The organism is Burkholderia sp. SJZ089, from assembly GCF_007828315.1.
In the GTDB taxonomy this organism is placed as follows: Bacteria; Pseudomonadota; Gammaproteobacteria; order Burkholderiales; family Burkholderiaceae; genus Burkholderia; species Burkholderia gladioli.
Map to the genome: position 1 here is coordinate 144745 of NZ_VIUM01000007.1, position 15130 is coordinate 159874.

14 protein-coding genes and 1 pseudogene are annotated in these 15130 nt (G+C 70.2%); 6 read left to right on the forward strand and 9 right to left on the reverse strand.

What is annotated here, in order from left to right; all coding sequences use genetic code 11:
• Positions 1-5: 5 nt before the first annotated feature.
• Positions 6-599 carry a TetR/AcrR family transcriptional regulator gene (locus FB600_RS15070; RefSeq protein ID WP_186016759.1) on the reverse strand — a complete coding sequence of 198 codons (594 nt, stop codon included), beginning with the start codon at positions 597-599 and terminating at the stop codon, positions 6-8.
• 198 nt (positions 600-797) lie between these two features.
• Here FB600_RS15070 and FB600_RS15075 point away from each other — a divergent pair.
• A pseudogene (locus FB600_RS15075) lies at positions 798-969 on the forward strand (MFS transporter); the annotation flags it as partial.
• Between the two features lie 179 nt (positions 970-1148).
• Here FB600_RS15075 and FB600_RS15080 read toward each other — a convergent pair.
• The 3 genes from FB600_RS15080 to dld form a co-directional block, all read right to left on the reverse strand.
• The gene (locus FB600_RS15080) at positions 1149-4451 is read right to left on the reverse strand and encodes an efflux RND transporter permease subunit (protein WP_145757015.1); all 3303 of its coding nucleotides are present in this window, start codon (positions 4449-4451) and stop codon (positions 1149-1151) included.
• Complete coding sequence (locus tag FB600_RS15085; RefSeq protein ID WP_127837720.1) at positions 4448-4777, reverse strand: hypothetical protein; 330 nt, start codon at positions 4775-4777, stop codon at positions 4448-4450. Before FB600_RS15085 ends, FB600_RS15080 begins: the two co-directional genes overlap by 4 nt.
• Before the next feature lie 340 nt (positions 4778-5117).
• On the reverse strand, positions 5118-6878 hold the full coding sequence (gene dld / locus FB600_RS15090) for a D-lactate dehydrogenase (RefSeq protein ID WP_098182265.1): 1761 nt from the start codon (positions 6876-6878) through the stop codon (positions 5118-5120).
• Between the two features lie 115 nt (positions 6879-6993).
• Between dld and FB600_RS15095 the strand changes: the two genes are divergently transcribed.
• On the forward strand, positions 6994-7905 hold the full coding sequence (locus tag FB600_RS15095; RefSeq protein ID WP_096752021.1) for a LysR family transcriptional regulator: 912 nt from the start codon (positions 6994-6996) through the stop codon (positions 7903-7905).
• Positions 7906-7914: 9 nt separating this feature from the next.
• Here the strand turns inward: FB600_RS15095 and FB600_RS15100 are convergent, their stop codons facing one another.
• Positions 7915-8376, reverse strand: coding sequence for a carboxymuconolactone decarboxylase family protein (locus tag FB600_RS15100; protein WP_096752022.1), 462 nt, complete (start codon positions 8374-8376; stop codon positions 7915-7917).
• A 9-nt stretch (positions 8377-8385) separates the two neighbouring features.
• Positions 8386-8838 (reverse strand): cupin domain-containing protein, encoded by a 453-nt coding sequence (locus FB600_RS15105; protein WP_227742704.1) that lies wholly within the window; start codon positions 8836-8838, stop codon positions 8386-8388.
• Positions 8839-9060: 222 nt separating this feature from the next.
• Here FB600_RS15105 and FB600_RS15110 point away from each other — a divergent pair, with 222 nt between their 5' ends.
• Positions 9061-10377, forward strand: coding sequence for a serine hydrolase domain-containing protein (locus FB600_RS15110; protein WP_145757014.1), 1317 nt, complete (start codon positions 9061-9063; stop codon positions 10375-10377).
• 98 nt (positions 10378-10475) lie between these two features.
• Here FB600_RS15110 and FB600_RS15115 read toward each other — a convergent pair whose 3' ends face one another.
• On the reverse strand, positions 10476-10943 hold the full coding sequence (locus FB600_RS15115; protein WP_096752025.1) for a hypothetical protein: 468 nt from the start codon (positions 10941-10943) through the stop codon (positions 10476-10478).
• A gap of 337 nt (positions 10944-11280) precedes the next feature.
• On the opposite strand from FB600_RS15115, the gene FB600_RS15120 reads away from it, so the two are divergent.
• Positions 11281-11628 carry a hypothetical protein gene (locus FB600_RS15120; protein WP_175427821.1) on the forward strand — a complete coding sequence of 116 codons (348 nt, stop codon included), beginning with the start codon at positions 11281-11283 and terminating at the stop codon, positions 11626-11628.
• Positions 11629-11715: 87 nt separating this feature from the next.
• On the opposite strand, the gene FB600_RS15125 is transcribed toward FB600_RS15120, so the two are convergent.
• Together FB600_RS15125 and FB600_RS15130 are read right to left on the reverse strand one after the other, a co-directional pair.
• Complete coding sequence (locus tag FB600_RS15125; RefSeq protein WP_096752026.1) at positions 11716-13272, reverse strand: heavy metal sensor histidine kinase; 1557 nt, start codon at positions 13270-13272, stop codon at positions 11716-11718.
• Positions 13269-13949, reverse strand: coding sequence for a heavy metal response regulator transcription factor (locus FB600_RS15130; protein ID WP_096752027.1), 681 nt, complete (start codon positions 13947-13949; stop codon positions 13269-13271). The genes FB600_RS15125 and FB600_RS15130 overlap by 4 nt, the downstream gene beginning before the upstream one ends.
• Before the next feature lie 262 nt (positions 13950-14211).
• On the opposite strand from FB600_RS15130, the gene FB600_RS15135 reads away from it, so the two are divergent.
• A complete protein-coding gene (locus FB600_RS15135; RefSeq protein ID WP_098151370.1) occupies positions 14212-14559 on the forward strand; it encodes a DUF4148 domain-containing protein in 348 nt (115 codons plus the stop codon).
• Between the two features lie 10 nt (positions 14560-14569).
• The gene (locus tag FB600_RS15140) at positions 14570-15127 is read left to right on the forward strand and encodes a c-type cytochrome (RefSeq protein WP_145757013.1); all 558 of its coding nucleotides are present in this window, start codon (positions 14570-14572) and stop codon (positions 15125-15127) included.
• Positions 15128-15130 lie beyond the last annotated feature (3 nt).

The window sequence follows — 15130 nt, forward strand, 5'->3', positions numbered from 1 at the left end:
GCGCCTCAGGCCGCGCCGCCTGGCGATCGCGCGGCCGGAGCACGCCTCGCATAGGGCGCCAGCATGCGCAGGAAGGCCTCGACCATCCACTCGAAACTCTCGTCGCGGCTGACCGGGTTGTTCAGCGCGCCGTTCGCCTCCAGCGAGACGAAGCCGTGCACCAGGCTGCGCAGGCAGCGGAACACGTGCACCTGCTGCGGGCCCTCGAAGGCGTAATCGTGCAGCGAGGCCGTCAGCGTCTGCACCAGGCGTTCGACCGACTCGCGCCGCTCCGGATCCTCGCGGTCGGTGGTGGCCAGCATGGCCGAGTAGACGCCGGGATTGTTACGCGCGAACTGGCGATAGCCGTTCAGCAGCGCGCGGATCGCGTCCGGCCCCGACTTGCCGGCGGTGAGCCGCGCCACGCCCTGCTCGAGTTCGCGCAGGCCATGCAGCGCGAGCAGGCGGCGCACCGCGCCGAGCCCGTCGACATGCGTGTAGAGCGAGGGCGGCCGGATGCCGAGCGCGGCGGCCAGTTCGCCGATCGACAGCGACTCGAGGCCGTGACGGTTGGCCAGCGAGACAGCTTCGGTGCGGATGCGGTCGAGATCGACTTTCATGGAGACGGGAAGGCAGAATCCGAATTGGATTTGCATTTTGCCTAATACGATTAGGATTCGTCAACGCGCGATGCCGGGTTCGATCCAGGGCGTCCCGTCCCCGATTCCTCGACTCGATCCCCATGTTCCATTCCCTGCGCACCTCCCAACTACCGACGCCGGGCCGGCGGCGCCCTGGTGTCGAACATCGGTACCTGGATGCAGCGTACCGCGCAGGACTGCTGGTGCTGACCGGGCTCAGCCAGCAAGCGCCCGCGCGGTCGGCATCGTGATGGCCCTGCAGTTCTCGCCGCAGATCCTGCTGCTCGCGCTGGGCGACACGCCGCTGGTCGGCTGGGTGGCGGATCACCTGGCGCCGCGCCGCTCGCTCGGGGTGGACGCGCTGTGAGTTCGGCGGGCGCGGCTTGCTGGCCGCTGTTGAAAGACGGGCCGCGGACGGGTTCGCCGGACCTGGCGGCAAGGCGGACGACGCGACACACGCGGAAACGGCGCGCGAAACACGCCAGGCAGCCAGCACCTGCCTCATCGCCCGCGTCCCGTCGTCCCGCCTCAAGCCCCCGCCGCCGGCGGCAGCCCCGCGCGCCGCGCGCGGCGCCGCTCCGACCACAGCCGCAGCCGGTCCATGTAGAGATAGACCACCGGCGTGGTGTAGAGCGTCAGCACCTGCGAGACGATCAGCCCGCCGGCCAGCGTGATGCCGAGCGGCGCGCGCAGCTCGGCGCCGTCGCCATGGCCGAACACCAGCGGCAGGGTGCCGAACAAAGCGGCCATGGTGGTCATCAGGATCGGCCGGAAACGCAGCCGGCAGGCCTCGTGGATCGCCTCGAACGAGGACTTGCCCTCGCGCGCGGCCACCACCGCGTAGTCGATCATCAGGATCGCGTTCTTCTTGACGATACCGATCAGCAGGAAGATGCCGATCAGCCCGATGATGTCGAACTCGGTGCCCGAGATCAGCAGCGCCAGCAGTGCGCCCACGCCGGCCGAAGGCAGGGTCGAGAGGATCGTGATCGGGTGGATGTAGCTCTCGTAGAGGATGCCGAGCACGATGTAGATCGCCGCCAGCGCCGCGATGATCAGCAGCAACTGGTCGCGCAGCGCCTTCTCGAACTCCTCGGCGGTGCCCGAGAAGCCGGCATTGATGCTGGCCGGCACGCCGATCTCCCGCATGGTCTGGTAGATCACCGTGCGCGCGTCGGACAAGGCCTTGCCGGGCGGCAGGTTGAAGGAGATCGTCACGGCCACGAAGGGCCCTTCGTGGTTGATCGCGATCGGCGTGGTGCCGGGCCCGAAGCTGGCGATCGCCGAGAGCGGGATCATGGTCGACTTCGAGGTGGACACCGCCTCGCCCGAGGAGGTGCCGGCCTTGCCGGTGGCCGCGATCGAATTGAGCGCCGCGTTGCGCGCCGAATCGGTCGCCACCGCGGCCGAGCCCGCCTGCGGCGCGCCCGCGCCCGAGGCCCGCGCCGCATTCGCCACGAAGGTGCCGGCCGCGGCATTGGTCTGCGCCACGCCGCTGGCGCTGCCGCCGGTGGTGCTGATCCACACCTGCTTGAGCATCTCCGGGTCCTGCCAGTATTTCGGCGCGAGTTCCATCACCACGTGGTACTGGTTCAGCGGGTTGTAGATGGTCGAGACCTGGCGCTGCCCGAAGGCGTCGTACAGCGTGTTGTCGATCTGCAGCGGCGTGATGCCCAGGCGCGCGGCGGTGGCGCGGTCGATATGGACCATCGCCTCCAGGCCGCCCTGCTGCTGGTCGGAGTTGACGTCAGTGAGCTGCGGCTTCTTCTTGAGCGCGGCGGCCAGCTTGTCGCCCCACTTGTAGAGTTCCTCGGGCGAGTCGCCGTACAGCGAGAACTGGTATTGCGCGTTGGTCTGCCGCCCGCCGCCCCCGCCCAGGTCCTGCGCGGCCTGCAGGAAGGTCTGCGCGCCCGACACGCGTTCGAGCTGCGGGCGCAGGTGCTCGATGATCTGGTCGGCGCTGAGCCTGCGGTCCTGCTTGTCCTTCAGCGTCACGAACATGAAGCCGGCATTGGTGGTGCGCCCGCCGCGAAAGCCCGCGATGCTCAGCACGTTCGGGTCCGACTGGATGATCTTCATCATCTCGGCGAACTTGAGCTGCATGGCCTGGAACGAGGTGGACTGGTCCACCTGGATGCCGCCGATCAGCACGCCGGTGTCCTGCTGCGGGAAGAAGCCCTTGGGCACCACCACGAACAGCGCCATGTTGAGCCCCACCGTCGCGATCAGCGACAGCAGCGTGATGCGCCGGTGCCGCAATGCCCACTGCAAGGTGCGGTCGTAGCCGGATTGCAGGCGCTCGAAGCCGCGCTCCAGCCAGCGCGACAGGCGCCCTTCCTTTCGATGGCTGCCGGCCTCGGGCAGCAGGCGCGCGCACATCATCGGCGTGAGCGTGAGCGAGACCACCAGCGACACGGCGATCGCCAGCGACAGCGTCATCGCGAACTCGCGGAACAGCCGCCCGATCAGCCCCGTCATCAGCAGGATCGGCAGGAACACGGCGATCAGCGAGAGGCTGATCGACACCACCGTGAAGCCCACCTCGCGCGCGCCGTCGAGCGCGGCCTGCATGCGCGGCTTGCCGTTCTCGATGTGGCGCATGATGTTCTCGAGCACCACCACCGCGTCGTCGACCACGAAGCCGGTGGCCACGATCAGCGCCATCAGCGAGAGGTTGTCGATCGAGAAGCCCAGCACGTACATCGCGCCGAAGGTGCCGATGATCGAGACCGGCACCGCGGCGGTCGGGATCAGCGTGGCGCGCCAGTTGCGCAGGAACACGAACACCACCATCACCACCAGCGCGACCGCCACCACCAGCGTGTGCTCGGTATCGGCCAGAGAGGAGCGGATCGTCACCGAGCGGTCCAGCACCGAGCCGAGGTCGACGTCGGGCGGCAGCGCGGCGGACAGCCTGGGCAGCGCGGCCTTGACGCGGTCGACCGCGTCGATGATGTTGGCGCCCGGCGAACGATAGAGGATCACCAGCACGGCGCGCTTGCCGTTGGCCAGGCCCAGGTTGCGCAGGTCCTCGACCGAGTCGATCACGCTGCCCACGTCGGTGAGCCGCACCGCCGCGTTGTTGCGGTAGGCCACCACCAGGTCGCGATACTGCGAGGCCTGCGAGGCCTGGTCGTTGGTATAGAGCTGGTAGCGGTTCGGCCCGACCTCGATCATGCCCTTCGGGCTGTTGGCGTTGGCCGAGGCGAGCGCCGCGCGCACGTCCTCCAGGCCGATGCCGTAATGGAACAGCGCATGCGGCTCGAGCTCGACGCGCACCGCCGGGCTTGCCGCGCCGAACACGTCCACCTCGCCGATCCCCTCGATCTGCGAAAGCGCCTGCTGCAGCACGGTGGAGGCCGCGTCGTAGACGCGCGAGGGCGGCGCGATATCCGAGGTGACCGACAGCACCATGATCGGGGTGTCGGCCAGGTTGACCTTCTGGAAGGTGGGATTGCTCTTGAGGCTGGCGGGCAGGTCGGCGCGCGCCGCGTTGATGGCTGCCTGCACGTCGCGCGCGGCGCCGTTCAGGTCGCGTTCGAGCACGAACTGCAGGCTGATCAGCGCATTGCCGAGCGAGCTGGTCGAGGTCATCTGGGTGACCCCGGCGATCGAGCCCAGGTGCCGCTCCAGCGGGCTGGTCACGCTGGTGGAGACGGTGGCCGGGCTCGCGCCGGGCAGGTTGGCGAACACCGAGATGGTCGGGAAGTCGACGCGCGGCAGCGGCGAGACCGGCAGCTTGACGAAGGCGAACAGGCCCGACAGCGCGATGCCGAGCGCGAGCAGGGTGGTGGCGACCGGCCGGCGGATGAAGAAGCGCGAAAAGTTCATGCGGGCCTGGATTCAGCGCGGCGCGCGAGACGGCACGCGGTTCGACAGGCGGGATGCGCGACGGCGGCGACGCGCTCGGGCGCCGGCAGGACGCGGCCGGCCACGGCGGCACGGCACGCGGCTTCCGGCAAGGCACGGCCGGTCGCGGCGGCAGTGAAGGCAGTGAAGGCACTGAAGGCGGCCGCGCGCATGGCCCCGGCGGCCCTCTGGCCCGTGGCGGCCACGATCAGGCGCGACCGGCGCCGGCCATACATGGCGAGCGGATGCGAGCCGCCCACCGGGAAATGTCGTCTGTGCATGATTCGCCGCGTCTTGTCGTTTCGCATACCGGCGGCCGGCTTCGCATGCGCGCGCCCGGCAACCGTTGCCTCTCGGATGGATCGTGATGCGCGCGGTCACCCACCGCTGGCGCATCCGGCCGCTCGCGCGCCGCCGGCCCGCCGACGGCGCCGGCGGTTCGCGCGGCGCTGGCCTCGCGACGCGCCTGCCGGCGGATCGGGCGTTCGACAGCCGGGCCGCGGAAAGATTCCGGCGGCGCGCGATCCGGTCGGCACGCTGGGAACGGCGGCCGGGTCGGCCACGTCGCTCGCTATTGTAATGATCTGGCGGCGACGGGTTGGTGAATCGACAGGTGTCTTGCAGCGTCTTGCAAGCTCTTTTGTTTTGTTACGGCAGCGCCGCCTCGTGGCGCGCCTCGGGCTCGCGATAATTGGCGAATTTCGACATCTGGCCGATCCCCGGATTGAAACAATTGCAGGGGTCCAGCTCGCGATAGAACTCGGCCAGCGCCGGCTTGGCGCGATACAGGTGGCCGACGTTGTGCTCGGCCGGATATTCGGCGCCGCGCGCGTCGAGCAGGCTCCACATGCGATGCTCCAGATCGAGGCAGTCGCGGCCCTTGCGAACGATGTAGTCCTGATGGAATACGTGGCAGAGGAAATGGCCGTAGTAGAGCTTGATCGAGATCTCGTCGTCGATCTCCCTGGGCAGCGTCTCGACCCAGTCGCGATCGTTGCGGCGCAGCGCGATGTCGAGCGCGACGATGTCCTCCACTTCCTTCGCATGAATCGCGCGATAGCGGACCGCCGCGCCGGCCGCCGCGAAACGGTGCAGGAAGGCCTTGGCGCCCTCTTGCTCGGTGCATTCGAAGAACTCGCCGCCGGCCTTGGCGAAATAGGCGCCCAGGCGCTCGCGCGCGGCTTCCACGCTGCCCGCCGGCACCTTCAGCATCAGGTGGTGCTCGAAGCGCTCGCGATAGGCCTTCATGCGCGCCGGCAGGTGGCTCGGGAACAGGCGACTGGCCGCTTGCAGCAGGCGATCGCTCAGATGCGCGGGCAGCAAGCGCAGCCGAGCGGCGATCGCGTCGAAGCGGCTCTTCAGGCCGAACAGCGCCGGCAGGCGCGAGGTGCCCAGATAGTGGATCGCGAGGAAGGTGTCCTTGCCGTAGGTTTCGGCGATGTCGAAGGCGTCGCGATGCAGGTACTCGCCCGAGATCGGCAGTTGCGGCAGCTCGCGCAGCGCAATGCGGCGGATCTCGCTCAGCTCGGCGGGATCGTTGGTGCCGATATAGAACACCTTCGCGCCCTGCTCGACGGGGAAGGTGTCGAGCCGCACCGCGAACACCATCAGCTTGCCGGCCGAGCCGGAAGCCTCGTGCAGCCGGCGCGGATCGGCGTTGTAGCGGGCCGGCGTATCGGCGTCGATCTCGCGCACTTCCTCGGCGTAATGGTGGTCGGAGGCAGCGCCCGCGTCGTGGCAGATCTCGGCCTCGCTGAAATCGCGGCGCTCGATGCGATCGAGCACCGTGACCGGATCGGTGCCCAGTTCGATGCCGAGATGGTTCACCAGCTGCAGCCGGCCGTCCGCATCGACGCGCGCGAACACCGCCATCTCCGTGTAGGCGGGGCCGCGCTGCACCAGCGCGCCGCCCGAGTTGTTGCAGACGCCGCCGAACACCGAGGCGCCGATGCAACTGGAGCCGATCACCGAATGCGGCTCGCGGCCCAGCGGCTTGAGCGTCTGCTCGAGCTGGTCGAGCGTCGCGCCGGGCAGGCAGACCACCTGGCGGCCCTCGTCGATCAGGTGCACCGTCTTCATGCGCGTGGTGCTGACGATCACGATATCGCGATCGTAATCGTCGCCGTCGGGCGTCGAGCCGCCGGTCAGCCCCGTGTTCGAAGCCTGGGTGATGACGATCACGCCGGCCGCCACGCAGGCTTCCAGCACCTTCCACTGCTCGACCAGCGAGCCGGGCCGCACCACCGCCAGCGCGCGCCCCGAGCCGAAGCGGTAGCCGGTGCGATAGCGGCGCGTGGCGGCCTCGCCGGTCAGCACCTGGCCGCCGCCGACGATGCCGCGCAGCGCCGCCAGCAGCGGCTCGCCGCCTGGCTTGCGCAGGTCCGAACCGGTTACGGGTGCTGCCGTCATGATGTTCTCCGTGTCTGGGAGGCCGTGCGATGCGCCTGGCCGATGAAGGAAAGCTTAGAATCGCCTCCATCATTAGTCCAATATCTCGATAACGCGATTTGGAGACGAAATCGATATGGAATTCCGCCAGCTCCGCTACTTCCTGGCCGTCGCCGAGCACCTGCATTTCACCGAGGCGGCGGCCTCGCTCGGCATCGCGCAGCCGCCGCTGAGCCAGCAGATCCTCAAGCTCGAGCGCGAGATCGGCACGCGCCTGTTCGTGCGCCATCCGCGCCGCGTCGAGCTGACCGAGGCCGGGCGCCTGCTGCACGAGCGCGCGCGGCGCATCGTCGAGGATGCCGAGCGCGCGCTGGTGGAGACGCGCAACGCCGGGCGCGGCGAGACCGGGCGGCTGTCGCTCGGCTTCGCCGGCTCGACGGTGTTCCATCCGGCGATCGCGCTGACCATGCAGCGCTTTCGCCACGCCTACCCGCGCGTGCAGGTGGCCTGCGAGGAGAGCAATAGCGTGGCGCTGCTGGAGAAGGTGGCGGCGGGCCGGATCGACGCCGCGATGGTGCGCATGCCGCTGCAATGCGGCGAGCTGATCGTCGAGCCGCTGGCCGACGAGGAGATGATCGCGGTGCTGCCGAACGGGCACCGGCTGGGGCGCCGCAAGCGCGTCGCGCTGGCCGACCTGGCCGCCGATCCGCTGATCATCTTTCCGCGCGGGATCGGCCCGAATCTCTACGACTCGATCCTCGGCGCGTGCCACGCTGCGGGATTCTCGCCGGCGATCAGCATGGAATCGCCGCAGATCTCGTCGGCCGGCAATCTCGTGTCGGCGGGCTTCGGGGTGGCGGTGGTGCCGGCCTCGATGCGGCAGGTGCAGGTGGACGGCGTGAGCTTCCACGCGCTGCAGGGGCGGCCGCTGGCCACCGGCATCGCGCTGATCCATCGGCCCCGCGAGGCGTCGCCGACGGTGCGCAATTTCGTGAAGATATTGCGGCGTTATCGGCTTGCCGCGCGCGACGCCGCGGACGAAGCATGAAAACCCGGCTCAGCGCGCCGCGTCGACCACCGCCTGCGGCACGGCGCGGAAGCTGATCGCGAGCCGGTTGTAGGCATTCATCAGACCGATCGCGATGCTCAGGTCCGACAGCTCCTGCTCGCCGAACACGGCGCGCGCCGCCTCGAACGCGGCGTCGGGCACGCCCGTTTCCGATACCCGGGTGACGCTCTCTGCCCAGGCCAGCGCCGCGCGCTCGCGCTCGTCGAACAGCGCGCCGGCCTCTTGCCACACCGGCACCAGCACCACGCGTTCGAGCTTGTCGCCCTTCCTCAGCAGGTCTCGCGTGTGCATGTCGATGCAGTAGGCACAGCCGTTGATCTGGCTGACGCGCAGGTAGACGAGGTCGACCAGGCGCTCCTCCAGCCCGCATTGAAGAATGTGCGCGTACACGCCGCCGAGGGCCTTGGTGCCGGCCGGGGAGGCCTTGCGGTAATCGAGACGTTGAGACATTCGAGACTCCTATCGATCGTTGATGGTGAGGGGGGCATCGCCGCTGTCGACCACGAACACGGCCAGCAGCTTGGCCGGCTCGCTCGCGCTGGCGTTGCGGCTGACCTGGTGGTGGGCGCCGGGCATTTCGTAGAAGGATTCGCCGGGGCCGTAGACGCGTTCGGGCTGGCCGTCGATCTGGCTCCTGACATGGCCCGATAAGACATAGGCATAGATGAAGGCCGAATGCGCGTGATGATGCGGGCGCGAGGCGCCACCGGGCGGGTAGTCGACCTCGACCGCCATCAGCGACTTGCCGGGCAGGTTCGGCAGCGCGTGCGAGAAATTCGGCTTGACGGTTTCAGCGGGCGCGCCGGCGGCCGTGCCGCTTTCGGCGGTGGTGGTGGTGGCGGCGCCGGCAGGGCCGGCCAGCGCGGCGCCCAGGGCCAGCAGCGTGGATATCAGGATGGGGGTGGTTTTCACTGGGTTCTCCTTGAACTCGGGGCCCATTCTGCGGCTGGCGAGGGTCAAGAAAAAGAACCAAAAATGCACTATTCGACTGTACCGTCCCGAGCCTTCCCGGCGCCCGATTGCTGAGCGCCGCGCACCAGTGTGCTGCCGCGCGGGCCATGTTCGTACACCGCCCCGCTTCGCCAGAATGCGCCTCGACATCCCCGAACGATCCGCATCCGACACGGAGCCCCCATGAGCACACGAATCCCCCGCCGACAATGGCTGAAAGGCGCCTCGGGCCTGCTGGCCGCCGCGAGCCTGGGCCGGTTGGCCAACCGCGAGGCGCGCGCCGCCGAAGCGAGCGCCGCCGCGCCGCTCGACATCCGCTCGCTGGGCGCCTCGCCGCGCGCGGCGCTCGACGCCTGCCTGCAAAAAGCCGTCGACGACGGCACGCTCAAGAGCGTGGTGGCGATGGCCGCCACCGAGCGCGGGCTCGCCTACCAGGGCGCGCGCGGCCCGGCCAACGCGGCCGGCGAGCCGATCGGCCCCGATACGGTGTTCTGGATGCTGTCGATGACCAAGGCGATCACCGCCACCGCCTGCATGCAGTTGATCGAGCAGGGCCGGCTCGCGCTCGACCAGCCCGCCGCCGAGATCCTGCCGCAACTGAAGGCGCCCCAGGTGCTGGAGGGCTTCGACGCGGCCGGCCAGCCCAGGCTGCGCCCGGCGCGCCGCGCGATCACGGTGCGCCACCTGCTCACGCATACCTCGGGCTACACCTACAGCATCTGGAGCGAGGCGCTGGGCCGCTACGAACAGGTCACGGGCATGCCCGACATCGGCTACTCGCTGAACGGCGCCTTCGCGGCCCCGCTCGAATTCGAGCCGGGCGAGCGCTGGCAATACGGCATCGGCATGGATTGGGTGGGCAAGCTGGTGGAGGCGGTGACCGACCAGTCGCTGGAGGTGGCGTTCCGCGAACGGATCTTCGCGCCGCTCGGCATGCGCGATACGGGCTTCCTGATCGGCAGCGCGCAGAAGCGCCGCGTCGCCACGCTGCATCGGCGCCAGGCCGATGGCTCGCTGAGGCCGGAACCCTTCGAGACCAACCAGCGGCCCGAGTTCTTCATGGGCGGCGGCGGGCTGTTCAGCACCCCGCGCGACTACCTCGCCTTCCTGCAGATGCTGCTGAACGGCGGCGCCTGGCGCGGCGAGCGGCTGCTGCGGCCCGACACCGTGGCGAGCATGTTCCGCAACCAGCTCGGCGATCTTCAGGTCCGCGAAATGAAGACGGCCCAGCCGGCCTGGTCGAACAGCTTCGACCAGTTCCCCGGCGCGACGCACAAGTGGGGGCTGTCCTTCGATCTCAACAGCGAGCCGGGGCCGCACGGGCGCGGCGCCGGCTCGGGTAGCTGGGCCGGGCTGCTGAACACCTACTTCTGGATCGATCCCGTCAAGCGCGTGACGGGGGCGCTGTTCACGCAGATGCTGCCGTTCTACGACGCGCGCGTGGTCGATCTCTACGGGCGCTTCGAGCGCGGGCTCTACGACGGGCTGGGCCGCGCCTGAGCCGCGCCGCTCGCGCGAGACAGTGGCGGCGGCCGTGGCTCGGGCAGCGGCATCCTCGAAGCCCGATCCGCCTATGTCACCCGAGCCGCGTGCGTCGCTCAGGTCCCATTCGCGCCGCCGTTCGCGACGGGCCGCCCGCGCGACAGCCCCTCGGAGAATACCTTCAGCGCTTCGAGCAAGGGCATCAGCGCCTGCCACAGCGCCTCGTCGTGCAGCAGCCGATACGCGCCCGCCACGCCGGGCGCCGTGTCGTGATGCGCGGCCGGCTGCCAGCTCGTGACATGCCGGATCGCATCGCCGGCGGCCAGCGCGGTGCGCTCCAGTTGCTCGGGCGGGATGCGCGACAGGGCGGTCAGCAGCACGATCAGGTTCTGCATGCCGTTCTGCACCACCGGCTGGTCGAGGCCGGACAGCATGCCGGCGACATGGCTATTCGTATCGACGAAGTCGTGCGCGACGCGCAGGAAGCCATGCTGGTGAAGGCTGTCGAGCAGGTGGCCGAGCGCATCGTGCGCGGCCGGCCGGGCGGCCGGGGAAGAGGAATCGGGATTGGCGGGATCGGCCATCGTTGCATCTCCGCAGGTAGGCCGCCTCGCATGGCGAGCGCGGCGCACGGGTGGGCGGCGACGTCAGGGCCGGTGGCTGGAAAGACCGAGAAACACTGCATGCCGGGCCGCGGACGCCGATCGACCTCGCATCCTCGCATGGGGCCGTGGCGCAATGCAGGGGCGCCGAATGCGGCTCGCGCCGACGCACCCGCACGCGAGGCCGGGCTCGCCTGACACGAAGCATCGCGCGTGCCCGCGAGCGCGAAGCTGGTTTGCCGGATTCGGATTCGTTTCATGCCCGATTACACGGCAAGAACCGGAGCGCGGCTATCGCCACGAGCAGGACAAGTTCGGCGTGGCCGGGCTGACGGCCCTGCCTGCCGAGACGGTGCTCGCGCCGCGCGTGGCCGAATGCCCGGTGCAACTGGAAGCCGTGCTGGAGGACGAGCACGCCTACGACGCCGAAGGCCCGATGTCCGGTTTCATCGCGATCCTGGCAGCGCGCATCACGCGCGTGCACGTGGACCGCGCGATCCTGATGGACGGCCACCCGAACCGCATCGATCCCGACAAGCGGCGCCCGCTGATCATGAGCTTCCTGGAGTATTACGGGCTCGGGCCGAAGCTGCATCCCTCGCGGCTCGGCGGGATTCCCGAGGAGCTGTATCGCACGCCGGACTTCGAGCGCGCGGTCGAGGCCTGAGCGGGCGAGCGGCGCGTGCCGGCGCCGATGCGCATCGCGTTGGCGCGCGGGCGCCGATCGCCTGGCGCCTCGCGCGGCCTTGTCGGCTCAGGCCGACGTCTCGCGCGGAAACGTCAGCACGAAGCGCGTGCCGCCGGCATCGCTTTCGGCATACGCGGTGCCGCCATGCAGCTCCATCACCGAACGCACGATCGCCAGGCCCAGCCCGGCCACGCCGCCGGTGCCGGGCGCCTGGCGGCTGCGTGCCGGATCGGCGCGATAGAAGCGGTCGAAGATGCGCTCCAGCAGCTCCGGTGCGATCGGCTCGCCGGGGTTGGTCACGCTGATGGTCAGCGCCTCGGCGCTCTCGCGCGCGGCCAGCCGGATCTCGCCGCCGCGCGGCGTGTAGCGCAGCGCATTGGCCAGCAGGTTGCCGATCGCGCGGCGGAACAGCTCCAGCTCGGCGCTCAGCCGCCCGCCGCCCTCCACCCGCAGTTGCAGGCCGGCCTCGTCGGCGAGCCCCTCGAAATAACCGGCGATGCGCAGCAGTTCCTCGCGCACCTCGAAGTCGCGCCGATGCGTGACGAAGCCGGGATGCTCGGCGCGCGCGAGGAACAGCACGTTCTCGATCATGCGCGACAGGCGCTCGTATTCCTCCAGGTTCGATTCCAGCAGCGCCTCGTATTCGGCCGCCGTGCGCGGCCGGCCGAGCGCCACCTCGGTGGCGCCGCGCATGTTGTTGAGCGGCGTGCGCAGGTCGTGAGCCAGGTCGGCGCTGAACTGCGAGAGCTGGCGAAAGCCCCGTTGCAGGCGCGCCAGCATCGCGTTGACGGCCTCGACCAGCGGCGCCAGCTCGCGCGGCACGCGCCCCGCGTCGAGCCGCGTGTCGAGCCGGTCGACCGTGATGCGGCCGGTATCGGCCACCACCCCGCGCAACGGCCGCAGCGACAGGCGGATCAGGGCATAACCGACCAGCATCGAGAGCGCCGCGCCCACGCCGCCGGCCAGCCACAGCGTGTCGCGATAGCGGTCCAGCAGCGCGCGGCCGTCGCGCAGGTTGCGGGCGAGCATCAGCGCCACGCGCGTGCCGTCGCGCAGCCGCGCGTCGACCACCATGCCGTGCACCGGCATCCCGCCGCGCGTGGCCCAGGCGACGATCTGCTTGCCGACGATGCGCGCGGCCGGGTCCACATGCGGGGTGCCGCGCGGCACGATCGCGGCCAGCCCAAGCGTGTCGAGGCCGGCGCCGGCCCCTGCCTCGGCGCGGCTCGCCGCCTTCGGCGCGAGCTCGTCCTCGCCAGCGTCCGGGTCGCGCATATCGGCGCGCGGCGTGGCAATGGCCGCATCGCCCGGCAGGGTGATCGCGAGATTGCGCGAGGCCAGCAGCCGTCCGTCCTCGGCGGCGGCCGCGAAGGACAGCGCGTTGTTGCCGAACACCACGCTGCTCAGCCGCTCGGCATGCGCGCGCACGTCCTCGGCCGAGGCCAGCTCCTCGGCCAGGCGCCGCGCATGGCGCGCGGCCAGCACCACGTCGAGGTCGCTCTGCTCGCTGACCTGCCGGTCCAGTTGCAGGTACACGTAGCTGCCGACCAGCGCGAACACGGCCAGCGTCATCGCGCCGAAGGCGACGGCGAGCGCGGCCGTCAGCGAACGCGCGCGCATCAGGGCGCCTCGTCCTTCAGTTCGAGCACGTAGCCGACGCCGCGCACGGTATGGACCAGCTTGACGGGAAAGTCATCGTCGATCTTCACGCGCAGCCGGCGGATCGCCACGTCCACCACGTTGGTATCGCTGTCGAAGTTCATGTCCCAGACATAGGAGGCGATCTGCGTGCGGCTCAGCACCTCGCCCTGGCGACGCGCGAGCAGGTGCAGCAGCGCGAACTCGCGCGGCGTCAGCTCGATGCGGGTCGCGCCGCGCCGCACGCGGCGGCGCAGCACGTCGATCTCCAGGTCGCCGATCGCGATCCATTCCGATTCGCGCGGCGGCCCGCGGCGCGCCAGGGTGCGCACCCGGGCCAGCAGCTCGACGAAGGCGAAGGGCTTGACGAGGTAGTCGTCGGCACCGAGTTCGAGCCCGCGCACGCGGTCCTCGACATCGTCGCGCGCGGTCAGGAACAGCACCGGCGTGGCCTTGCTCGCGCGCAGCCGCTGCAGCACCGCCCAGCCGTCGAGCACGGGCAGCATCACGTCGAGCACGATCACGTCGTAGGGCTCCTCCTCGGCGAGCAGCAGCCCGTCGGCGCCGTCGGTCGCCAGGTCCACGCTCATGCCCGATTCCTCGAGCCCCTTCTTCAGATAGGCGCCCGTCTTCGGCTCGTCTTCGACTACCAGGATTCGCACCGCGCGCTCCCACCAGGTTGATACGCGCCGATGGTACCGGGATTCGCGCCGTTCGTGCCGGCCACGCGCGCGGATGACGAAAATGTAATCGGCGCGGGCCGGCAGCGCCCCGTGCGAGCGGCCCGGCGCGGCACAGATGACAAATCGGTAATGAACGCGTCAGCATCGCGCGACGCCCGCGCGGCCAGAATCGCCTTCATCGCCCCGCCGTCTCCCCACGACGCCGCGGCCGCCTCGCCCATGGTGGGCGGGCAAGGAGCCCATGATGCGATTCCCGATCCGGGCGGCACGCGCCGCCTCGCTGCTGGCGGCCTGCCTGGCCTGCTATTCGCAGGCCGGCCATGCGCAAACGAGCCGCGCCCAGGTGCGGGCCGAGCTGGTGCGCATCGAGCAGGCCGGCTTCGATCCGCTGCGCGAGCCGCTCGAATTCCCGGCCGACATCCAGGCCGCCGAAGCGCGGCTGGCGGCCGGCGGTGCCTCGGCCCTCGCCGCGGCGCCGGTCCCGACGAGCCCCGCTGTCGGCGAGGCCGCCACGATGCGCCACGTGACGAGCGTGGCAAGCACGATACACGGCGGTTCGATCGCCGACGGCCCAACCCTCTCCCGCTGAACGCCGCGCCATGCCCACTTCACGCTTTCCGTTCAAGACCGTCTGCCTGACGCTGGCGGCCACCGCACTCGCCGGCGCGGCCGGCGCGCTAGGCCTGATCTATTCCGGCTACTACGACGTCTCCGCCATCCCGCCTCATAACCCGCTGGTCGCCTGGGCGCTTCACAGCACCTACGAACACTCGCTGCACCGCCATGCGCAAGGCATCGTCGCCCCGCCCGACCTGATGAGCGAGGCGAACCTGGCCGCCGGCGCGCGGCGCTACGCGGCCACCTGCGTGGCCTGCCACGGCGCGCCGGGGCAGCCGCCCGGGCCGATCGCGCAAGGCATTCTGCCGGCCGCGCCGCTGCTGCTGGCCGCCACGCGCCGCAACAAGCCGCCCCTGATGTTCTGGACCATCCGCAACGGCGTGCGCATGACGGCCATGCCGGCCTTCGGCAAGAGCTTCGACGACCATGAAATCTGGCAGCTGGCCGCTTTTCTGAGCCATGCGCGCGGCATCTCCGCCGGCGATTACGCGAAGCTGGTGGCGGCGGGCGGCCCGCCCGCGCCGGCCGCCGGGCCCTGAGCC